16 protein-coding genes are annotated in these 22,567 nt (G+C 66.0%); 4 read left to right on the forward strand and 12 right to left on the reverse strand.

Features of this window, described 5'->3' with window-relative positions:
* Positions 1–603: 603 nt before the first annotated feature.
* Together tyrS and L0B83_RS00010 are read right to left on the reverse strand one after the other, a co-directional pair.
* Positions 604–1,914 carry a tyrosine--tRNA ligase gene (tyrS, locus tag L0B83_RS00005; RefSeq protein ID WP_234755848.1) on the reverse strand — a complete coding sequence of 437 codons (1,311 nt, stop codon included), beginning with the start codon at positions 1,912–1,914 and terminating at the stop codon, positions 604–606.
* A 20-nt stretch (positions 1,915–1,934) separates the two neighbouring features.
* Positions 1,935–4,163 (reverse strand): helicase domain-containing protein, encoded by a 2,229-nt coding sequence (locus L0B83_RS00010; RefSeq protein WP_234755850.1) that lies wholly within the window; start codon positions 4,161–4,163, stop codon positions 1,935–1,937.
* Positions 4,164–4,320: 157 nt separating this feature from the next.
* On the opposite strand from L0B83_RS00010, the gene L0B83_RS00015 reads away from it, so the two are divergent.
* Positions 4,321–4,956 (forward strand): GNAT family N-acetyltransferase, encoded by a 636-nt coding sequence (locus L0B83_RS00015; protein WP_234755852.1) that lies wholly within the window; start codon positions 4,321–4,323, stop codon positions 4,954–4,956.
* Between the two features lie 19 nt (positions 4,957–4,975).
* On the opposite strand, the gene L0B83_RS00020 is transcribed toward L0B83_RS00015, so the two are convergent.
* A complete protein-coding gene (locus tag L0B83_RS00020; RefSeq protein ID WP_234755854.1) occupies positions 4,976–5,638 on the reverse strand; it encodes a DNA-3-methyladenine glycosylase in 663 nt (220 codons plus the stop codon).
* A 93-nt stretch (positions 5,639–5,731) separates the two neighbouring features.
* Here L0B83_RS00020 and L0B83_RS00025 point away from each other — a divergent pair, with 93 nt between their 5' ends.
* The gene (locus L0B83_RS00025; protein ID WP_234755856.1) at positions 5,732–7,294 is read left to right on the forward strand and encodes a DNA-3-methyladenine glycosylase 2 family protein; all 1,563 of its coding nucleotides are present in this window, start codon (positions 5,732–5,734) and stop codon (positions 7,292–7,294) included.
* Here L0B83_RS00025 and L0B83_RS00030 read toward each other — a convergent pair.
* The 9 genes from L0B83_RS00030 to argC form a co-directional block, all read right to left on the reverse strand.
* On the reverse strand, positions 7,200–7,937 hold the full coding sequence (locus L0B83_RS00030; RefSeq protein ID WP_234755858.1) for a maleylpyruvate isomerase family mycothiol-dependent enzyme: 738 nt from the start codon (positions 7,935–7,937) through the stop codon (positions 7,200–7,202). The two genes, L0B83_RS00025 and L0B83_RS00030, sit on opposite strands and share 95 nt — an antisense overlap.
* Before the next feature lie 106 nt (positions 7,938–8,043).
* Entirely contained in the window at positions 8,044–9,459 is a 1,416-nt protein-coding gene (gene argH, locus L0B83_RS00035; RefSeq protein ID WP_234755859.1) for an argininosuccinate lyase, read from the reverse strand.
* Positions 9,459–10,664, reverse strand: coding sequence for an argininosuccinate synthase (locus tag L0B83_RS00040; RefSeq protein WP_234755861.1), 1,206 nt, complete (start codon positions 10,662–10,664; stop codon positions 9,459–9,461). Before L0B83_RS00040 ends, argH begins: the two co-directional genes overlap by 1 nt.
* A 102-nt stretch (positions 10,665–10,766) precedes the next feature.
* Positions 10,767–11,303 (reverse strand): arginine repressor, encoded by a 537-nt coding sequence (locus L0B83_RS00045; protein ID WP_234755863.1) that lies wholly within the window; start codon positions 11,301–11,303, stop codon positions 10,767–10,769.
* Positions 11,303–12,301 carry an ornithine carbamoyltransferase gene (gene argF / locus L0B83_RS00050; RefSeq protein WP_234755865.1) on the reverse strand — a complete coding sequence of 333 codons (999 nt, stop codon included), beginning with the start codon at positions 12,299–12,301 and terminating at the stop codon, positions 11,303–11,305. Before argF ends, L0B83_RS00045 begins: the two co-directional genes overlap by 1 nt.
* On the reverse strand, positions 12,298–13,554 hold the full coding sequence (locus L0B83_RS00055; RefSeq protein ID WP_234755867.1) for an acetylornithine transaminase: 1,257 nt from the start codon (positions 13,552–13,554) through the stop codon (positions 12,298–12,300). Before L0B83_RS00055 ends, argF begins: the two co-directional genes overlap by 4 nt.
* On the reverse strand, positions 13,554–14,519 hold the full coding sequence (argB, locus tag L0B83_RS00060; RefSeq protein ID WP_372461083.1) for an acetylglutamate kinase: 966 nt from the start codon (positions 14,517–14,519) through the stop codon (positions 13,554–13,556). The genes L0B83_RS00055 and argB overlap by 1 nt, the downstream gene beginning before the upstream one ends.
* 6 nt (positions 14,520–14,525) lie before the next feature.
* Complete coding sequence (gene argJ, locus L0B83_RS00065; protein WP_234755871.1) at positions 14,526–15,692, reverse strand: bifunctional glutamate N-acetyltransferase/amino-acid acetyltransferase ArgJ; 1,167 nt, start codon at positions 15,690–15,692, stop codon at positions 14,526–14,528.
* Positions 15,689–16,720, reverse strand: coding sequence for an N-acetyl-gamma-glutamyl-phosphate reductase (argC, locus tag L0B83_RS00070; protein ID WP_234755873.1), 1,032 nt, complete (start codon positions 16,718–16,720; stop codon positions 15,689–15,691). Before argC ends, argJ begins: the two co-directional genes overlap by 4 nt.
* 874 nt (positions 16,721–17,594) lie before the next feature.
* Here argC and L0B83_RS00075 point away from each other — a divergent pair.
* Together L0B83_RS00075 and L0B83_RS00080 are read left to right on the forward strand one after the other, a co-directional pair.
* Positions 17,595–18,560 (forward strand): quinone oxidoreductase family protein, encoded by a 966-nt coding sequence (locus L0B83_RS00075; RefSeq protein WP_234755875.1) that lies wholly within the window; start codon positions 17,595–17,597, stop codon positions 18,558–18,560.
* A 64-nt stretch (positions 18,561–18,624) separates the two neighbouring features.
* Positions 18,625–22,560, forward strand: coding sequence for a Pls/PosA family non-ribosomal peptide synthetase (locus tag L0B83_RS00080; protein WP_234755878.1), 3,936 nt, complete (start codon positions 18,625–18,627; stop codon positions 22,558–22,560).
* Positions 22,561–22,567 lie beyond the last annotated feature (7 nt).

A 22,567-nucleotide genomic window follows, 5' to 3' on the forward strand; every position in this document is an offset into this window, starting at 1 on the left:
AAATAACGGCAAAAGACAGCTGCACAAAATCTGAAACCAGCTGAAAACCAGACCACCACACACGGGGGTGCGGGCAGCCCAGCAAAATCAACCAATCAAAAAATCGGTATCAACAAACTTGGCACACTATTGAGTTCTCAAACAACAGACACACCCGGCACCACCCAACCACACGGCCAAGATCGCTCCGGAGCAACTTTCCAAACTTACCAGACCCGCCTGTCCCGCACAACTCCCGAAACCCAGGAACCACACCGGACAAAACACGATCCACGACCCCGGANATCCGAATACTTCCCGAAACAATTCGTTGTTCCGTATTTCTTCGCTGCGATGTTTCAACTTTATTTCATTCATTTCAACTTTGCAAATCCAGGATTTCTCCGAAAATTCACACAAGCGAATCGAATTTCCCAAAGAGTCGATAAATTATCCGATTTCCAGACTTTTGGTCCGAACCGGATTATTCACACTCGATGGGATTTTGTCGCATTTATCCGCTTCAGCGGCAGCGACTCAGAAAACACTACACGCTCCCCCGGAGCCGCGCAAGTCGGCTTCGGAGGAGCGTGTGAGGAGCGTGTAATGAAGAACCGAAGCCCGTCAGGCAGTCACTTCGACAGTGGCCAGGTTCTTCTTGCCGCGGCGCAACAACAGGTACCGGCCGTGAAGCAGTTCCGCCCTGTCGATGACGGCGTCGGGGTCCGTCACCTTGCTGTTGTTCACATAGGCACCGCCCTCCCCCACCGTGCGACGGGCAGCGGACTTGCTCTCGGAGAGTCCGGAAGCGACCAGGAGGTCCACGATGCCGAGACCATCCGCGCCGATGGAGGCGGACGGCAATTCGGCAGTTGCGGATGCCAAGGTCACTTCGTCCAGGACAGAAAGGTCGCCATTGCCGAACAGCGCGGCCGAAGCAGCAATCACCTTCTCCGTCGCGTCCACTCCGTGAACCAGCGAAGTTACTTCGTAGGCGAGCCGGCGCTGGCCCTCGCGTGCGAACGGACGCTCGGCAACGGCGGCTCCAAGTTCCTCAATCTCGGCGCGGCTAAGGAAAGTGAAGACCTTGAGCCGGTCAACGACGTCGGCATCCGCGGTGTTGAGCCAGAACTGGTAGAAGGCGTACGGGCTGCACATGTGGGCGTCGAGCCAAATGGCGTTGCCTTCGCTCTTACCGAACTTGGTGCCGTCCGAGTTGGTGATGAGGGGGGTGCCCAAGGCGTGGACAGTCTTCCCGTCGACCTTGCGGATCAGCTCCGTGCCGCTGGTTAGGTTGCCCCACTGGTCCGAGCCGCCTGTCTGCAGCACGCACCCGTAGTCGCGGTTGAGCTGGAGGTAGTCCATGCCCTGCAGGATCTGGTAGCTGAACTCGGTGTAGCTGATGCCCTCATCGGAGCTCAGGCGGGAGGCAACAGCATCCTTGCGGAGCATGGTGCCCACGCGGAAGTGCTTGCCGATATCGCGCAGGAAATCGATGGCGCTCAGGGGCGCGGTCCAGTCAAGGTTGTTCACCATGCGCGCGGCGTTGTCTCCCTCGAAGCTGAGGAAGCGGCGCACCTGGGCCTGGAGGTAGCCGACCCACTCCGACACGGTGTCCTTGGTGTTCAAGGTGCGTTCCGCCGTCGGGCGCGGGTCACCGATCAGGCCGGTGGAGCCGCCCACCAGGCCAAGCGGCTTGTGGCCGGCCAATTGAAGGCGCCGCATGAGCAGGAGTTGAACAAGGTTGCCAAGGTGCAGGGACGGAGCCGTCGGGTCGAAGCCACAGTAATACGTGATCGGGTCCCCGCCGAGCAGCTTTTCCAATTCCGTTTCGTCGGTGGAAACGTGGATAAGGCCGCGCCATTTGAGCTCTTGCCAGATATTGGCAAAGCTCGGGTCGTTGTGCTGGGACTCGAGGTTGTTTACGTGTGACACGACTTCTAAGTTAGCAGTACTCAGCGCTCGATACCCGCCGGCAACGGAGCGGCGGAAATGAGGCGCAACCGTTGGGTCGGACGGGTCATGGCTACGTAAAGGTCCCCGACCTTCCCATGTTCGTGGTTCAGCATGGCAGCAGGCTCGAGGACCACGACCCCGTCGAACTCGAGGCCCTTGGCTTCCTTCGGGCTGATGACCACGATGTCCTGCGAGTAGCTCCCCGCTCCGGTGCCCACGCGGGCGCCATAGACCCCGCGGAGGGCGGCCGCAGCCCGGGGCAAGAGGGCGCCGTCGGCAATCACGGCAAGGAGGCCGCCGTCGATCGCTTCCAGTTCCTCCGGAAGGACCTCCACGAGCCGGTCGACGATCTCCGCTTCGTCCACGCGGTCCACGATGGGCGACCATTTGCCTTCGCGAACGGCCTTGGGAGCCGAAACAACCAGCCCGGCGCGATTTGCCATGCGGACTGCCGCTTCGGCGATCTGCGAAGGGGTGCGGTAGTTCACGGTGAGTTCTTCGAGCTGCCAGCGGTCCCCGAACGACGGCGCGAGGGCACTCTGCCAGGAATTCGCACCGGCCGAGGAACTCGTCTGGGCGATGTCGCCGACAATCGTGAAGGACTTCAGCGGGCAGCGGCGGACCAGCAGCCGCCACTGCATGGGCGAGAGCTCCTGCGCTTCGTCCACCACAATGTGCCCGAACGCCCACGAACGGTCGCTCGTGGCTCGTTCAGCGGCAGTCAGCCGTGCTTCGCGCTCCTGGTTCTGGTCCGCCAGTTCCTCGGCCGTCATCAAGACATCGACACCCATGGCCTCCATGTTGGCCAGGGTCTGCTTGGCGTTGGCAACGTCACGGGCACGGTCGTGCTCTTGCTGTGCCAAGCCCCTGCCGGCGGCGGGATCAAGCTCGCCGAGGAGCTCAGCGGCCTCGTCGAGCAGCGGAACATCCGCTTCGGTCCACGGGGCGTCCGCCGGGCGAAGCAGGAGGGCGCGCTGCTCCGGCGTGAGGTGCGGGGTGCAGGCTTCCAGGATGGCCGGCTTGCTGAAGAGCTCGGAAACGAGCTTCTCGGGCGTCATCGGCATCCAGCACAGGTTCAGGACGATCCTGACGTCGCGTGCCGAGCGCACGTCTTCGGCGAGGTAGGAACGGTCGGCGTTGTTGCCGATGTTCGATTCCTCGACAATCTCGGTGAGCTGCTCCGTGAGCTCCCTCAGCAGGATCTTCACGAACGTCACGCGTGCTTCGTTGTGCGGTTTGCCGGTGGCGCGTGCCCTGTCCCGGGCGCGGCGGACCTGCCGGACGGTCAGCGTGAGCTTGCGGGAATCAACCTCGAGGATGCGGTCCTCGGCGGGAGTCCTCTGCCGGTTGGCCACGGCATTCGCGATCACGTCCGCCATGTTCAGCTTGCCCTTGAGCGCAGCGACATCGGGGTCCTGTTCCGGGACAGCATGGATCCCGGGCATGAGGCGGCCAAGGCTCGCCATGACGACGCCGGTCTCGCCGAGCGAAGGCAGGACGCGCTCGATGTAGTGCATGAACGACGACGACGGGCCGACGAGCAGCACGCCCGCCGACTTCAGGCGGTCACGGTGGGTGTACAGCAGGTAGGCGGCGCGGTGGAGGGCAACGGCGGTCTTGCCGGTACCGGGACCTCCTTGGACCACCAGTGCTCCCGACATGGACGAACGGATGATCCGGTCCTGCTCGGACTGGATGGTGCCGACAATGTCCGACATGCGGCCGGTCCGCTTCGAATTCAGTGCGGCAAGGAGTGCGCCCTCGCCCTGGAGTGATTCGTTGTCCGCCAGCAGGCTGGCATCCAGGACGTCGTCCTCGATCGCCTTGACCTCCCGGCCCTGCAGGATCAGGTGGCGACGGCGGCGGACGCCCTGCCGGTCGAAGGCGGTCGCCTGGTAGAAGTGGCCGGCTTCGGGGGCGCGCCAGTCGACCATGAGCCTCTGGAGGTCTGCCGTGGACAGCCCGATGCGCCCGATGTATTGCGCCTCTCCGCTGTCCAGGTCAAGGCGCCCGAACACGAGACGGTCGTCGACGGCGTCGAGCTGGGCCAGGCGGTCCTCGTACAGGGCCGCGAAGGCGTCCCTCTCGGAAACGTTCTGCATGGTGCCCACCGCTCCGGCGCGCCGGACCTGCGCGAGCTGTTGGCGCTTTTCCTCGCGCAGCTCATCCAGGCGCGAGTAGAGACCGGCCACGTACTCCCGCTCGTGGATCAAATCAGCGTCGTGCATCGAATCGTTCCCCTATCGAAAAAGACGGACCGTCCATTCTACAGCGGTTTTGCTTGACGTGGGTGAAACTGCCTCCACGCCGGTGCGTCACACAATGTTCACCCTGCGCTAACCTCCTGAGCTTTTCCCTCCGCACCGGGGGTGCTTCAATGCTGCAATGCAGCACGACGTTGCCCTCACCCGACACGGCATCAGCCTGGTCCCGCTCTCCCCCGCCCATGCCGGCCCGCTCTTCGATTTCGTGGACCCCGGGATGTGGTCCGGCATGGCCGCTGACCAGCCGCTGAACGCTATGGAACTCGCCGAACTCTTCGCCGCCCGCCTCGAAGACCCGGCAACCGTGCCGTTCGCCGTCGTCGAGCAGCGGACCGGAGCGCTGCTCGGAACCACGTCCCTGTGCGAGTACAGTCCGCGCCAGCAGCGCGTGGAAATCGGCGGTACTTTCTACGGGCGCCCGTTCTGGGGCAGCCACGTCAATCCGGCCGCGAAGCAACTGTTGCTTGCGTATTCCTTCGAGGTGCTGGACGTCCACCGGGTTGCCTTCCGCTGCGACGCCCGCAATGCGCGCAGCGCCTCTGCTATCCAGAGGCTCGGGGCCAGTTACGAGGGCACCCTGCGCGGGCACCGCTTCGCTCCCGACGGCAGCCGTTGCGACACGGCCGTCTTCTCGATACTGCGCGACGAATGGCCCCACGTGCGCGCTTCCCTGCTTGACCGCCTCGCACCGTTCGAATTGGCCGACAACCACTGTGCCTATGTCGCCGAGCCTGCCCGGACCGAACACGCCGCGTAAGCGCCGCCTCGCCAGCCCGCTATAAAGGCTTCCCGACGGCGCGGCTCCGGCCCGGCTTGTACCTGGACACGGTCGGGTCCCCATCGAGCCAGAACCGCCACGGGTAGTCGGCTGAACCGCCATGGCCCGACACTCCTACCCGGACTCCCCTGGCGACTGCCGATGGTGCGGCCGGGTTGACCGGAAGTTCGAGTCCGAAAGGCTCGGCCAGGGCATCCCGTCCGCTGTCCGCGGTGGTCAGCCCCATCGCGGACGCCAGCCGGGCAGGCCCGCTGGCAAGATCGATGGGCGATTTCGACGCCGGACGGCGGGATCGTGCCAGGCTGTGGCCGGCCACCACCTCACCGGCCCGCAACAGCAGCGCGGAGGCAACGCCGTCGGGACCGCAGACAATGTTGGCGCAATAGTGCATGCCATACGTGAAGTACACATAGAGGTGGCCTGCCGGACCGAACATGGGAGCGTTCCGGGCGGTCGGGCCGCCGAAGGTATGGGACCCGGGATCGGGTTGGGCCGAGTCCCGCGGACCCAGGTACGCTTCCACCTCGCTGAGCCGGACGGACACCGTGCCCTCCGGCGTCCGGTGGCTCAACACGGCACCGAGGAGCAAAGGGGCAACGTCGCGCGGATCACCGGACAGTATGGCCCTGATGGCTTCAGGTGATGCACCCTGCGTTGTCATGCCCAGACACTAGCAAGAATCCGCCACATGGACCGCGCCGGCGATGTCCGATTTCCGCTAGGACCGGGCTGCTAAGCCTGCGAGGATGAAGTCATGGACTTTTGGCAACGCTACCGCGCCATTGATGCGCGGGATCCCCGGTTCGACGGCCAGTTCTTCACGGCCGTCCGCTCGACGGGCATCTATTGCCGGCCGTCGTGCCCGGCCCGGACACCCAAGGCCGAAAATGTGACGTTCTACGAGACGTCGGCCGCCGCTCACGAGGCCGGGTACCGGGCGTGCAAACGCTGCCTGCCGGAGGCGGTCCCCGGCACCCCGGCCTGGAACCTGCGCTCGGACGTCGCCGGGAGGGCGATGCGGCTCATCAACGACGGCGCGATCTCCCGGGTGGGCGTCGAAGGACTCGCTAACAGGCTGGGCTATTCCTCCCGCCAGCTCAACAGGATCCTCAGCCATGAACTCGGTGCCGGGCCGCTGTCCTTGGCGCGGGCCAGCAGGGCGCAGACTGCCAGGACGCTTCTGGTCTCCACCCCGATGAAGCTGGCGGACGTGGCGTTCGCTGCCGGGTTCAACAGCGTCCGCCAGTTCAACGACACCATCAACGAAGTGTTTGCCCTGACTCCCTCGGCGCTTCGGGCCACCGCGAAGCCCGTCGGCCATCAGGACAGGCAGGGCGAGGCCACTTCCCTGACCCTCAACCTCCCCTACCGGGAGCCTTTCGATACGGGAATTTTCGATTTCCTTGCCGCGCGTGCCATTCCCGGAATCGAGCTGGCGGGTCCCGCCAGCTATTCGCGGACTCTGCGCTTGCCCCACGGCAATGCGGCGTTCACGGTGGAGCACGACGCCGGGGCGCGCGGCGCGCTGAGGCTCGCCGTCACCACCTTTGACCTCCACGATCTTCCCGTGCTGTTGAGCCGGGTGCGGCGATTGTTCGATCTCGACGCCGATCCCGGGGCCGTGGACGAGGCGTTGGCCTCCGACGCCAGGCTCGCCCCGTCGGTCCGCGAAACGCCCGGGATCCGGGTTCCGGGCGCCGTGGATCCCGAGGAACTCCTGATCCGGGCGATGATCGGCCAGCAGATCACAGTAGCCGCGGCACGCACCGCTCTGGGCCAGCTTTCCGACGCCGGAACCCGCCTGCCGGAGGGGCACGCGGGACACTCACTGGGCCTGGACCGTTTGTTTCCCACTCCGGGAGAAATCGCCGATGCCGGCCGGGGACTGCTCAAAGGCCCGCAGCGACGCATAGATTCCGTGCTGGCCGCGGCAAGCGCACTGGCTACCGGAGAGCTTGGCTTCGACTATGGCGACGACCCCCAAACGCTCGCCGACAAGCTGTTGCCGCTGCCCGGCGTCGGGCCTTGGACCGTGGGCTACGTGGCGATGAGGGTCATCGGCGCCCCGGACGTCTTCCTCGCCAACGATGCAGCGGTGCGGAACGGGCTCAAGAACCTGGCTGCCGCGGAAGGGCTGCCTGCCGACTTCCGCAACGTGAGCCCATGGCGTTCCTACGCCACGATGCACCTGTGGCGGGCAGCGGCACGTAAGCGCGGCGGCACTACCTCGCTGCCGGAACGCCCGATGGCCACGGGAGAAGTTCCGGCAAGTCAACACCGTCCGCGTCGGCCGAGGCCCGCAGGCTCCCCAGGGTAGGCGTCCGCCCGGCGAGCCAGGCTGCGATGTCGGTGATCATTCCGTTGATCGCAATGGATTGCCGCCCCGAGCCGATGACCAGCTGCGGCAGGCCCAGGGGCTGAAGCACGAATTTCTGGTCCGCCGGGACACGGGCCGAGAGGAAATCGAAGAGGTGCTCGCAGAACTGCCGGCTCCAGCTTTCCGGGCCGCGCCCGATTCCCAGGTCCGTGACGTGGATGACCAGTTCGCGCCAGAGGGCCAGGCCGCCGTCGAGCACGGTTCCATTCCGGAAGCTGATCCGGGTGTTCCAGCCGGAGTCCCCAAGCCCGTCGAAGGCTCGCAGGACGCGCGACAGGGCCGCGTCGATGGCGTCGCGGTGTTCGGCGATGCTGTGGCCCGCCGCCAGCTCGATGGCCTTGGTACGGCCTTCGTAGCCGCCGTCGTAGATGTCGATCATCTCGCCGCGTGCGGCGTATTCAAGTTGCCTGGCCATTGCGTTCGAGATGCCGGTGAGGTGGGCCAGCACGTGACCGCGGGTCCACCCTGGTAGCTCGGAAGGGGCTTTGACATCGGCGTCGTCGAGTTTGGCGACAACGTCGGTGACAGTGCCGGCTGCTTTGTGGAGCTCGGCAAGAAGCGCTGAGGTGGTGATCTCGGTCATAGCGCCATAGTAGCCGAGAGAGTTAACGGTGCTTAACGCAAACGAGTTGGCATTTCACGGCGATGCTCACGAAAAACATTGCCGCGAAATGCCAACTCGCGCGTCGTTAGCTTGCGTACCCCCGCGCATTGTCCAGCTCAGCCTCGAGGGCCGCCAGTTGGCGTTCGACGGCGGCCGGCGCCGTGCCGCCCTGCGAGTTGCGGCTGTTGAGCGAGCCCTCGGTGCTGAGCACGGTGCGGACCTCGGGCGTCAGGTGCTCCGAGATGCCCGCGTACTCCTCGTCCGTCAGGTCCCACAGTTCGACGCCGCGCCCTTCAGCAAGCTTGACCGCGGCACCGGACAGCTCGTGTGCCTCGCGGAACGGAACGCCCTGGCGGACGAGCCACTCTGCGATGTCCGTGGCGAGGGCGAAGCCCTGGGGTGCCAGTGAGGCCATGCGCTCGGTGTTGAACGTGAGTGTTGCGATCATGCCGGAGACGGCCGGGAGCAGCACTTCCAAGGTGTCCGCGGCGTCGAAAACCGGTTCCTTGTCTTCCTGCAGATCGCGGTTGTACGCGAGCGGCAGGCCCTTGAGCGTTGCCAACAGTCCGGCCAGGTTGCCGATAAGGCGCCCGGCCTTGCCTCGGGCAAGCTCCGCGACATCCGGGTTCTTCTTTTGCGGCATGATCGAGGACCCCGTGGAGTACGAATCATGCAGCGTCACGAAGGAGAACTCCTTCGTTGCCCACAGGATGACTTCCTCGGAGACCCGCGACAGGTCCACGCCGATCATCGAGCAGATCCACGCGAACTCGGCGAAGACATCGCGCGAGGCGGTGCCGTCGATCGAGTTGTGGACCGCGGAAAAGAAGCCAAGGTCCGCGGCGACGGCCTCGGGATCGAGTCCGAGCGAAGAACCTGCCAGGGCTCCTGAACCGTACGGCGAGACGCCGGCACGCTTGTCCCAGTCCTGGAGCCGCTGCACGTCGCGCAACAGTGCCCAGGCATGGGCCAGGAGGTGGTGGCTCAGCAAGACAGGCTGCGCATGCTGCAGGTGGGTCCGGCCCGGCATGGCGACGCCGGGGTGGGCCTTGGCCTGATCCACAAGGGCATCGACCGTGGCGAGCACCCCGCGGGCGATGATGCGGGCGTGGTCGCGCAGGAACATGCGGCCCAGCGTGGCCACCTGGTCGTTGCGCGAACGGCCTGCGCGGAGTTTGCCGCCCAACTGGGTTCCGGCGCGCTCGATGAGCCCGCGTTCGAGGGAACCGTGGACGTCCTCGTCGCTCTCGGCAGGTTGGTAGGCGCCGCTCGCGACGTCCTCATCCAGCTGGGTGAGTGCTGCGAGCATGCCCTCGAGTTCGGCGTCGTCCAGCAGCCCGGCTTTGTGCAGCACGCGGGCGTGCGCCTTGGACCCGGCGATGTCGTAGCGGGCCAGCCGCCAGTCGAAATGCGTGGACTTGCTCAGCGCGGCCAGCGCGTCCGCGGGGCCGCCGGCGAACCGGCCGCCCCACAGTGCACCTTCGTTCGTCGCGGATACCACTAGCTACCCTGCACCCGCTGGTCGCGGCGTGCGGCGACCTTGGAGGACATGCCCCACAGCTCGATGAAGCCGCGGGCCATCGACTGGTCGAAGGTGTCGCCGGTGTCGTACGTGGCAAGGTCGAAGTCGTAGAGCGAGGTGTCGGAGCGGCGGCCGTTGACGATGGCTTGGCCACCGTGCAGGACCATGCGGATGTCGCCGGAGACATACTTCTGGGTGTCCTCGATGAAGGCGTCGAGGGAGCGCTTGAGCGGCGAGAACCACTGGCCGTCGTAGACCAGCTCGGACCAACGCTGGCCGACCGTCGCCTTGAAGCGGGCCTGCTCGCGTTCGATGGTGACGTCCTCAAGGTGTTTGTGGGCGGTAATGAGGGCCATCGCGCCCGGGGCTTCGTAGATTTCGCGGGACTTGATGCCCACCAGGCGGTCCTCGACGACGTCGATGCGGCCAACGCCCTGGGCGCCGGCGCGGCGGTTCATTTCCTGGATGATCTGCAGCGGCGTGTGCTTGACGCCGTCGATGGCCACGGGCACGCCTGCTTCGAAGGTGATGACGACCTCGTCCGGTGCCGGTGGGAACTCCGGGGTGGCCGTGTAGTCGTAGATGTCCTTGGTGGGCGCGTTCCAGATGTCCTCGAGGTATCCGGTCTCGACGGCGCGTCCCCAGACGTTCTGGTCGATCGAGTACGGGTTCTTCTTGGTGGTCTCGATCGGCAGGCCCTTTTCCTCGGCGAAGGCAATGGCCTTGTCGCGGGTCAGGGCGAGGTCGCGGACCGGTGCGATGCACTTCAGGTCCGGGCCCAGGGTCTGGATGCCGACCTCGAAGCGGACCTGGTCGTTGCCCTTGCCAGTGCAGCCGTGCGCCACGGTGGTGGCACCGAATTCGCGGGCAGCCTTGACGAGGTGCTTGACGATCACGGGACGCGAGATCGCCGAAACCAGCGGGTAGTGGCCCTGGTAGAGGGCGTTGGCCTTCAGCGTCGGCATTGCGTACTCGTTCGCGAACTCGTCGCGGGCGTCAGCCACGTAAGCCTCGACGGCGCCGCAGCCCAGGGCGCGCTGGCGGATGGTCTCGAGCGACTCGCCGCCCTGTCCGACGTCGACGGCTACGGCGATGACCTCGGCACCGGTGGCTTCACCGATCCAGCCGATCGCTACGGAAGTATCAAGGCCACCGGAGTAGGCCAGAACAATGCGCTCAGTCACGAGAGGGCTCCTTTGTTGTTGCTTGGTTCTTTTGAGTCAAATCTTGGGTCGGGCCGAAGGCCCGGGTGGGTCCGGCCGGAATGGTTCGCTCGCCGGCCTTGGCTAGTTCCCCGGTCCGGCGTCCTGGGCCAGCTGGAGGAACCGGGCTGCCAGTTCGGCGCCGCCGTCCGGATCCCTGGCCACCAAAAGCACGGTGTCATCGCCTGCGATCGTACCCAATACAGACGGCATCACCGAGTGGTCGATGGCCAAGGCGAGGAAGTTGGCGGCACCCGGCGGCGTCCGCAGCACCACGATGTTCCCGGAAGCTTCGGCGGTCACGAGCAACTCGCCGCAAAGGCGCGACAGGCGCGCGTCCAGGATTTCCTGGGTGACACCGCTCTTTGCATTGCGGTCCCCACCTTCGCCGGGGACCGCGTAGACCAGTGCACCGTCCTTGCCCCGAACGCGGACCGCCCCCAGTTCCACGAGGTCCCTGGAGAGGGTCGCTTGGGTGACCTGCACGCCGTCGTCCGCCAGCAAAGCGGCCAGCTCGGCCTGCGAGCGCACCGACTCACCGGTCAGGATCGCGGTGATCCGCGCCTGCCGGGCAATCTTGGTGGCGGGGCTGGCGCCTTGCGCCGCAGCATGGGTGGACACTAGAACGTGCTCTCTCCGGTGCCTTCAACCGGGGCAAGACCGTCCACGAAGGCGAGGCCCGACCTGTGCATGAGCCAGGCCATCAGCGCCTTCTGGGCGTGCAGGCGGTTCTCGGCTTCGTCCCATACGATGGACTGGGGGCCGTCGATGACGCCGGCGGAGATTTCATAGCCCCGGTAGGCGGGCAGGCAGTGGAGCACGACGGCGTCGGGTGCGGCGTGCGCCATGGCCGCCTCGTCCACGGAGTATTCCCGGAAGAGCTGCATCCGGGCTTCTTTTTCAGCTTCCTGGCCCATGGACACCCACGTGTCGGTGGCGACGACGTCGGCCCCCTTGAGCGCTTCTGCCGCGTCCTTGGTGATGAGCACGGAACCGCCGGTTTCGGCAGCTCGTTCCTCCGCTTCGGCGACGATGTCTGCGGCGGGCAGGTAACCGTCCGGGCCGGAGATCCGGACGTGCATTCCCGCCGTGACGCCTGCCAGCAAATAGGAGTTGGCCATGTTGTTCGCGGCGTCGCCCAAGTAGGCCATGGTCAGGCCCTTGAGGTCGCCCTTGTGTTCCTTGACCGCCAGCAGGTCCGCGAGCAACTGGCACGGGTGGTAGTCATCGCACAGGGCATTGATGACGGGAACCTTGGAGTTTTCGGCCATGGCGACGAGCCCGGAATGAGCTCCGGTGCGCCAGACGATGGTGGAGACCATGCGTTCGAGCACTTTCGCGGTGTCCTCGACGGACTCCTTGTGGCCGATCTGCGCCTCGCCAGGGTTGATGATGAGCGCGTTGCCGCCCATGTCGGCGATTCCGGTGGCGAAAGAGACGCGCGTCCGGGTGGAGGTCTTGTCGAAAATGACGGCGACGGTCTTGCGCCCGTTTCCGGCAGCCGCGAAGGGTTGGACGCTGTACGGTGCGGCCTTCATCCGAGCTGCCAGCTCAAGCACCTCGGCTTGCTCGGCCGGTGTGAGGTCCGTGTCCTTGAGGAAGTGACGGGTGGTATTCACTGTGCGTCCTTAGCGGTTTGGGCTGCGGCACGAATGATGCCCGGCAGCGCGTCGAGGAAGCGGTCGGCTTGCTCGGTGGTCAGGATGAGCGGCGGGGCCAGCCGGATGGTGCGCGGGCCGGGGCTGTTGATGATGAAGCCCGCGTCGAGCGCGGCAGTGACCATCGCGGAAGCGATGTCGGCGTCCAGGTCGAAGCCGATCAGGAGGCCTTCGCCCCGCACTTCGGTGACGGCGTCGACGTCGGACAGTCCGGCCCGCAGGTGGGCGCCCACGTTACGAACGTTCACCAGCACGCCCTGGCTCTCAATGGCGTGCAGTGTGGCGAGGGCCGCGGCTGTGGCCACAGGGTTGCCGCCGAACGTGGTGCCGTGCTGGCCCGCGGTCAGGAGCGACGACGTCGACTCCCCGAACGTGACGAGCGCGCCTACCGGGAAACCGCCGCCCAGGCCCTTGGCGAGGGTCACGGCGTCGGGCACGATTCCGGCGTCTTCGCTGGCCAACCACTTGCCGGTTCGTCCAATGCCGGTCTGGACCTCGTCCAGGATCAAGAGCGCGCCCGCCTTGTTCGTGGCCTCGCGGGCTGCCCGCAGGTACTCAGGGCTGAGCGGGCGGACCCCGGCTTCGCCCTGGATGGGTTCGAGGAAGACCGCGGCAGTGGTTTCGTCGACGGCGGCACGGAGCGCCTCGATGTCGCCGAACGGGATGTGGACGACGCCGCCGGGCAGCGGCTCGAACGGGGCCCGGTACGCTTCCTTGGCGGTCAGGGCCAACGCACCCATCGTGCGGCCATGGAACGCGCCTTCCAGGGCGACGATCTTGGTGCGCGTGCCGGAACTGTTGCGCCGCGCCAGCTTGAACGCGGCCTCGTTGGCTTCGGTGCCGGAATTGGCGAAGAACACCTTGGACCCGGCGGGGGCATTGGTGATGGCCAGGAGCTTCTCGGCGAGCGCGATCTGCGTGGGGCTCGTGAAGAAATTCGAGACGTGGCCCAGGGTGGCCAGCTGGCTGGAGATCACCGATGTGACGAACGGGTGCGCATGGCCCAGGGCGTTCACTGCGATGCCGCCCAAGAGGTCCAGGTACTCCTTGCCGTCGGCGTCCCATACGAGCGCTCCGGCACCACGGACCAGGACCCGCTGGGGAGTGCCGAAGACGCCCATGAGCGAGGAAGAGTAACGGGAAAGCCAGTCGGCCCCCGTGCTGGTGGAGACGAGCGCTTCTGCAGGCGTTTCGACCAATTCTGCTTCGTTCATCAGTTCACTTCTTCTTCGTCCGGGACGACCTGGGTTCCTATGCCCGCCGTCGTAAATGTTTCAAGGAGCATCGAGTGCGGCAGGCGGCCATCGACGATGTGCGCCTGCTCCACTCCTTCGTCAATGGCCTTCAGGCAGGCCGTCATTTTCGGGATCATCCCGGACTCAAGGCGCGGCAACATGTCCCGGAGTTCGGACGCCGTCAGCGAGGAAATGAGCGAGGACTTATCCGGCCAGTTGGCGTACAGGCCTTCGACGTCGGTCAGGATGACGAGCTTGGAGGCGCCCAGCGCCGAGGCGACTGCCGCGGCTGCGGTGTCCGCGTTGACGTTGAGGACCTGCCCGGTGGTGGACCCGGTGCCATCCCCTTCGTCGAGGATCTCGGGGGCGACCGTGGAGATCACCGGGATGCGGCCGGCGTCGAGGATGTCTTCGATACCCCTGGGATCAACACCCACCACTTCGCCCACCAGGCCGAGGTCCACTTCCTCGCCGTCCACCACGGTGCCGGTGCGCACGGCACGCAGGAGTCCGCCGTCTTCACCGGACATGCCGACGGCGTACGGCCCGTGTGAGTTAATGAGCCCCACGAGCTCGCGGCCAACCTGTCCGGTGAGCACCATGCGGACCACGTCCATGGCCTCGGGGGTCGTGACACGCAGGCCCCCCTTGAATTCGGACTCGATCCCGAGCCGGCCCAGCATCGAGTTGATCTGCGGGCCGCCTCCGTGCACCACCACGGGGTGGATGCCCACATGGTGCAGGAACACGATGTCCTCGGCGAAGGCGCGCCGGAGTTCCTCGTTCACCATGGCATTGCCGCCGTACTTGATCACCATGGTGGTGCCGGCGAAGCGTTGGATCCACGGCAGCGCCTCGATCAGCGTCGCGGCCTTGTCCTGGGCAGTTTTTGCCGAATCGGCGCTTGTTGCGGTGTTCTCGGGGGTGCGGGCGGTCATCGTCATTCCCGTCTAGCTCGAGTAGGCGCTGTTCTCGTGCACATAGTCGTGCGTGAGGTCGTTGGTCCAGATGGTGGCTTCGGCGTCGCCGGCCTGCAGGTCGATTTCAACGAGGACTTCGCGTGGTTCGAGGTCCACGAGGGTGCGGTCCTCGCCGATGCTGCCATTGCGGCAGATCTGGACACCGTTCATCGAGACATTGAGCTGGTCGGGCTCGAACACGGCATCAGTTGTACCTACCGAAGAAAGGACCCGGCCCCAGTTGGGATCCTTGCCGAAGATCGCGGTCTTGAACAGGTTGGAACGGGCCACTGAGCGGCTGACAATTTCGGCGTCGCGCTCGCTCGCCGCGTTGAATGTCCGGATGGCGATGTCGTGGCTGGCACCTTCGGCGTCGCCGATCAGCTTCCGGGCAAGTTCGGCGCACACCTGGGTGATTCCGGCGCCGAGCTGCTCAACGGACGGGATGGCCTCGGAAGCCCCGGAAGCAAGCAGGACGACCGTGTCATTGGTGGACATGCAACCGTCCGAGTCAGTGCGGTCGAAGGTGACGCGCGTGGCGTCGCGGAGGACGACGTCGAGCTCTTCAGCAGGGACCTGCGCGTCCGTCGTGAGCACCACGAGCATGGTTGCAAGGCCCGGCGCCAGCATGCCGGCGCCCTTCGCGATGCCTCCGACTGTGAAGGTGTTGCCTTCGGTGTCGGTGCCGCTGAAGACTGCTTCCTTCGCCACGGTGTCCGTAGTCATGATTGCCGTAGCGGCCGCGGTGCCGCCGTTTTCGGAGAGTTCCGCGAACGCGGCTTCGATGCCCGGGATGATCTTGTCCATAGGCAGTTGCTCACCGATGAGGCCCGTGGAACAGACAACGACGTCGGAGGCGGAGATGCCGAGGACATCTGCGGCTTTTTCGGCGGTTGCGTGCGTGTTTTGGAATCCTTGCGGGCCGGTGCAGGCGTTGGCGCCGCCGGAGTTCAGCACCACTGCGTCAACGCGTCCGTCGGAGACAACCTGGCGGGACCAGTGCACAGGGGCCGCGGCGACGCGGTTGGACGTGAACACGGCGGCGGCGGCCTTCAGGGGGCCGTCGTTGACAACCAGGGCGAGGTCCGGATTGCCCGATGCCTTGATGCCGGCTTTGACGCCGGCGGCCCGGAATCCCTTGGGTGAGGTGATGGTCACGGGGCTACTCCTTGGACGTTGAGGCCGGCGGATTCGTCCAGGCCGAGGGCAATGTTCATGGACTGCACGGCGCCGCCGGCGGTCCCCTTGGTCAGGTTGTCGATGGCGCAGGTGACGATCACGCGGCCTGCGTGCTCGTCGAAGGCGAGTTGCATGACGGCGTGGTTGGAGCCCTGCACCGACTTGGTGGTGGGCCACTGGCCTTCGGGCAACAGGTGGACGAAGGGTTCGTCGTCGTACGCTTCCGCCCAGGCGCTGCGCAGGTCTGCCGCCGTGACGCCCGGCTTCACCTTTGCCGTTGCCGTGCTGAGGATGCCCCGGCTCATGGGGGCGAGGGTGGGCGTGAAGGATACCGTGACCCGTTCACCGGCTGCGTTGGACAGCCCCTGCTCGATCTCGGGGGTGTGGCGGTGTCCTCCGCCTACGCCATACGGGCTCATGGAACCCATGACTTCGGAGCCGATGAGGTTGACCTTCGCTGCTTTGCCGGCGCCCGACGTGCCGGAGGCGGAAACAATCACGACATCGTCCGGCTGGAGAAGCTGGTTGGCGAAGCCCGGCGTGAGGGCGAGCAGGGCCGACGTCGGATAGCAACCCGGCACTGCGATCCGTTTCGCCCCCTTGAGGGCCTCGCGCTGGCCGGGAAGCTCCGGAAGCCCGTAGGGCCAGGTCCCCGCATGGGCAGATCCGTAGAACTTTTCCCAGGCTGCCGGATCTTCGAGCCGGTGGTCCGCGCCGGCGTCGATCACCAAAGTGCCCTCAGGCAACTGTGCCGCGATCCCGGCCGACGTTCCATGCGGGAGCGCCAGGAACACCACATCGTGGCCGGCGAGGTTCTCCACACTGGTGTCTTCGAGAATACGGTTGGCCAAACCATGGAGATGCGGCTGCAACTCCCCTAGTCTGGAACCGGCATTGCTGTGCGCGGTGATGGCACCGATGGTGACATCCGGATGGCCGGCCAAAAGGCGCAAGACCTCTCCCCCGGCGTAGCCGCTGGCACCGGAGACGGCAACAGAAATAGTCATGACACGACTATACAGCAAAACTATTCATAGTGACCGATATTTATGCATGCCTTTTTCCGACCCCCGGTCACATCTTGGGCGATCCCGGCGGACCCCCGGCCACATCCCGGCCAATTCCCACCGACCCCCGGCCACCTACCGGCCGACTCCCGCCAACCCCCGGCCACATCTTGCCCGATCCCCGCCACCCCCCGGTCACATCCCGGCCGATCCCCGCCACCCCCCGGTCACATCCCGCCCGATACCCGCCGACCCCGGTCACCTACCAACAGCCTTCCGACTACCGGTGAAGTTGTCGCCGCAGGATATCCAGGAAGGTCATGCATGAAACGGCCACCGGAGATATACCGGAGATGGACGGCATGCGTTTGAGGTGGGCCCCCGCCCGACGGCGACTTCCGCACCGAGCCGCTGGTACCGCCGTCGGGCGCTCTAAGAATCGAATTGACCGGGCATCGCCCGGAAACACCCCATACCTGACCGGGCGTCGTCCGGAAACAGGGCAAATCTGACCGAGCGTCGTCCGGAAACAGGGCAAATCTGACCGGGGATCGGCCGAAAACAGGACATATGTGACCGGGGATCGGCCGAAAACAGGACATATGTGACCGGGGGTCGACGGGAGGCGGGCATATCTGACCTAGCATCGCCCGGAAACACCCCACACCTGACCGGGCGTCGAGAGGAAACAGGGCAAATCTGACCGGGCGTCGAGAGGAAACCGGGCATAGGTGACCGGGGATCGGCGGAAGGCAGCGCGCAGATTACGGCGAACCACCCCGCGCAGCCCCTGACTGGACACCCGACGGACTCCGCTCCCTAGGATGGGTGTGTGAATGTGGACACGAAAGTGCCCCGACCGATAAGGAGACCCATGACGCACGCAATCATTGCCCGGCAAGCCGGAGGACCCGAAGTCCTCGAAGTCACGGAGGCAGAGGTTCCGGTCCCGGGCCCGCGCCAACTCCTCGTCAAAGTCGCTGCCGCCGGAGTCAACTTCATGGACACGTATCAGCGCAGCGGCCTCTACAAGGTTGAATACCCGTTCACCCCTGGCGCCGAGGCGGCCGGAACCGTAGCGGCCATCGGCGCGGATGTGGTGGATTTCAGCGTCGGGGACAGGGTCGCCACCGCTGAAGGATCCCGCAGCTACGCGGAGTACACCCTGGTGGACGCAGACAAAGCCCTCCCCGTACCTGACGGCGTCGACGACCACACGGCCGCAGCCCTGCCGCTGCAGGGAATGACCGCGCACTACCTGATCAACTCATCTTTCCGCGTGGAACCGGGCCATACCGTCCTGACCCATGCAGGCGCCGGCGGGGTGGGACTCATCCTGACCCAGCTGCTCAAGGCCCGGGGCGCCCGCGTGATCACCACAGTCTCCTCGGACGAAAAGGAAGCCCTGGCCCGGGAAGCCGGCGCGGACGAGGTCCTGCGCTACGACGGCTTTGCGGACAAGGTCCGCGAGCTCACCGACGGCGAAGGCGTCAACGTGGTGTACGACGGCGTCGGCAAGGACACCTTCGACGCGTCCCTCGCGAGCCTTCGCATCCGCGGCGCACTCGTCCTGTTCGGGGCAGCATCCGGACCGGTGCCTCCGTTTGACCCGCAGCGACTGAACGCAGCCGGATCGTTGTCCCTGACTCGCCCGACGCTTGCCCATTTCCTCCAGAACCCGCAGGAGCGGCACTGGCGTTCCGCGGAGGTCTTCCGCGCTGCGGCCAGCGGCGCCCTCAAGGTCCGGATTGGCAAAACGTACCCGCTCGCCGAAGCCGCCGAGGCCCATCGCGACCTGGAAGCCCGCAAGACCACGGGCAAGCTACTGTTGCTCCCATAAACCTACGCAACGGCCACGCGGCGGCTGGCGCTTTTTGTTCACTTCAATCCGAGAAGCTTGGAACGTGACCCAGGAACATGAAATCCGGTCGGACAGCCGGGAACTGAAAGCGGTGCACCTGCCCCAACTGCAGGGCTCGGCAGCCACACCGCCGGCGCGCACGCTCATTGAGATCCTCCAGGACACGGCCCGGACGTTCCCGGAGGCCTCTGCCCTCGATGACGGGCACAAGTCGTTGAGTTACTCCGAACTCATGGCACATGTGCGCAATTTCGGTGCCGAACTCAGCGCGGCCGGACTTGGCCCCGGAGACAAGATCGGTGTGCGGATCCCCTCCGGGTCCAACGATCTGTACATTGCCATCCTGGCGATCCTCTCGATTGCGGCCGCCTATGTGCCGGTGGACGCGGACGATCCCGAGGAGCGGGCACGGCTGGTCTTCGGAGAAGCCAAAGTGGCGGCCGTCATCACCAAGGGCCGCACGATCGAAATGTCAGTGGATCGCCGGGCTCCGCATCCGGCCCCGCGCGGCCCGGGCCTGGACGATGATTCCTGGGTGATCTTCACCTCCGGTTCCACGGGCACGCCCAAGGGTGTGGCGGTGCGGCACCGTTCCTCCGCGGCCTTCGTTGACGCAGAAGCCCGGATCTTCCTCCAGCAGGATCCCATCGGTCCGCAGGACCGGGTCCTCGCCGGGTTGTCGGTGGCCTTCGACGCTTCCTGCGAAGAAATGTGGCTGGCGTGGCGGCACGGTGCATGCCTCGTCCCGGCACCGCGCGCGCTCGTGCGTTCCGGCATGGACCTCGGCCCTTGGCTCATCAACCACGTCGTCACAGTGGTGTCCACCGTGCCCACGCTCGCGGCCCTGTGGCCGGCTGAAGCCCTTGAGAACGTGCGCCTTCTTATTTTCGGCGGCGAGGCCTGCCCTCCCGAACTCGCCGAGCGCCTCGCGGTGGACGGCCGCGAAGTGTGGAACACCTACGGCCCGACCGAAGCGACCGTCGTGGCCTGTGCAGCTCCCCTCGGCGGGTCCGGCCCGGTCCGCATCGGACTGCCGCTTGACGGCTGGGACCTCGCCGTCGTCGACGCCGCCGGAGTTCCGGTCGCGGAAGGCGGGACGGGCGAATTGATCATCGGCGGCGTCGGACTGGCGCGCTACCTCGATCCCGCAAAGGATGCCGAGAAGTACGCTCCCATGCCGTCCCTGGGGTGGGAACGCGCGTACCGCTCCGGCGACCTCGTCCGCTACGAGGAAGCCGGCCTCATCTTCCAAGGCCGTGCGGACGAACAGGTCAAGCTTGGCGGCCGGCGCATCGAATTGGGCGAAATCGACGCCGCCCTGCAGGCGCTCCCGGGGGTCGCCGGTGCGGCGGCAGCAGTCCGCACGACGGCGGCGGGGAACCAGATACTGGTCGGCTACCTGGCTCCGGCCGGACCGCACGAGATCGACCTCTCAGCGTCGCGCGAACTGTTGACTGAAACCCTGCCCGCCGCCTTGATCCCGCTGTTGACGGTTGTGGATTCGCTTCCGACAAAGACCAGCGGCAAAGTGGACCGGCTTGCCCTTCCGTGGCCGTTGCCGGGCGCGGGCGGCGCGGCGGACGCCGACAAGGCGGCGCTGAAATTGCCCGAGGACGCCCAATGGGTGGTTGAGCAATGGGAAAGCGTCCTCGGGTCCGGCGTGAGCTCGCTCGACGCCGATTTCTTCGCCTATGGTGGCGGCTCCCTCGCCGCGGCACAGTTGGTCTCGGCACTGCGGGTGCGCTACCCCACCATCACAGTGGCGGAAATCTACGCGACGCCCCGCGTCGGCGCCCTGATCGAAGCCGCGCGGCAATCATTGCCCGAAGGCGTCATCGCGGGGCCGGCCGCGGAACGCACAGTCCGCCCCACCTCCCGGAAATCGCAGATCTTCCAGACCTTGATGGGGATCTTCCTCAACATCCTCGTGGGCATGCGCTGGCTCACGTATCTCATGGCCGCGAACCATCTGCTGGCCGATTTCGCCGGGTTTACCGCCGCTCCCGTGGTGTCCTGGTGGTGGATCCTGGCGTCCTGGCTGGTGTTCGTCAGCCCGCCGGGACGCATGGGCATCTCGATCCTGTCCGCACGAATCCTCTTGCGCGGAGTCCAGCCCGGAACCTACCCGCGTTCGGGCAAAGTCCACTTGAAGCTGTGGCTCGCCGAACAGATCCAGGACCTTTCGAGCGCCATCAGCCTTGCCAGCGCCCCGTGGGTTCCCTACTACGCCAGGGCGCTCGGGGCGAAGATCGGGAACAACGTCCATTTGCACTCCCTGCCTCCCGTCACAGGGCTGCTCTCATTGGGCAGCGGCTGCAACATCGAACCCGAAGTGGACCTTTCCGCTTGGTGGATCGATGGGGACTATGTCCACATCGGGGCCATCCATGTGGGCGCAGGCGCCACAGTCGGCGCCCGAAGCACCTTGATGCCGGGAACCAGCATCGGCGCAGGCGCCCGGGTGGAGCCCGGCTCCGCGGTGTTCGGCAAGGTCAAAGCCGGGCACCACGTTGCCGGCTCCCCCGCCGAACGCCGCGGCAAAGCCAAGGTTGCATGGCCCGAGACCCCCTCGTCACACCACCTGATCGGCCGGCTCTGGTTTGCGGCGTTCGCCGGCGCGTCGGCGTTGCTTGCTTTGATTCCCTACGTTTCGGCATTCGCCGCGGCGATCGTGATCCTGGCCTTCATCCAAGGCAGGAGTTCCCTGCAGGATGCCCTACCGGAAATCCTGCTTGCTATTCCGCCGGCCGCACTGGTTTGGTTCCTGTGCAATCTCCTGCTGATCCTTGTGACCACCCGGTTGCTCGGCATCGGCCTCAAGGAGGGGTACTATCGGGTCCGCAGCCGCGTCGGCTGGCAGGTTTGGGCCACCGAGCGCGTGCTGGACATGGCACGGGACTTGCTCTTCCCCATCTACGCCAGCCTCTTCACGCCGGTGTGGCTGCGCCTGCTCGGCGCCAAAGTGGGCCGTAACGTGGAGGCTTCCACGGTGCTCCTGCTGCCGCGCATGACCACCATCGGCGAAGGCGCGTTCCTCGCCGACGACACCATGGTGGCGTCCTACGAGCTCGGCGGCGGCTGGATGAAGGTGGCGCCGGCCAAGATCGGCAAACGATCTTTCCTCGGCAACTCCGGGATGACTGCCGCAGGCCGCAGCGTCCCTAAGAACTCGCTCGTGGCGGTGCTGTCGGCTACACCTGCCAAGGCAAAATCGGGCACCTCCTGGCTCGGCAGCCCGCCCGTCAGGCTGCGCCGGACGGCCGTGGATGCGGATCAGAGCCTTACCTTCAACCCGCCGCTGGCCCTCAAGACCAAACGGGCCCTCTGGGAGCTGTGCCGGCTGGTTCCGGTCATCCTGACGGTGGGCATCGCCGTCGGCATCGTGCTGGTCCTCGACTGGATCGCCACCGGGACTTCATACTGGCTTGCCGCCGCCCTCGGAGGCGTCGTGCTCCTCGCCGCCGGCGCCGTTGCCGCCGCGAGTTCCGTCGCCGCGAAGTGGATCCTGGTGGGACGCATCAAAGCGGGCGAACATCCGCTGTGGAGTTCGTTCATTTGGCGCAATGAGGTGGTGGATACCTTCATCGAGATGGTCAGCGCTCCGTGGTTCGCGCGTTCGGCGTCCGGCACGCCGGCCTTGGTGTGGTGGCTCCGGGCGCTCGGGGCGAAAATCGGCCGGGGCACCTGGTGCGAGAGCTACTGGCTTCCGGAAGCCGACCTCGTCACGCTTGGCGAAAGCTCCACGGTCAACCGTGGCTGCGTGGTCCAGACACACCTCTTCCATGACCGCATCATGAGCATCGACACCGTGGTCCTGGGGGACGGCGCCACGATGGGACCGCATGGCGTCATCCTGCCGCGCGCCAGCATCGGGGCCGGCGGAACCGTGGGCCCGGCGTCGCTGGTCATGCGCGGCGAGACGGTGCCTGCGGGCACCTACTGGATGGGCAACCCAGTCAGCCCCTGGTCCGGGCCGTAGCGTAGAT

Origin of the sequence: Arthrobacter alkaliphilus, from assembly GCF_021483235.1 — a bacterium.
GTDB lineage: Bacteria > Actinomycetota > Actinomycetes > Actinomycetales > Micrococcaceae > Arthrobacter > Arthrobacter alkaliphilus.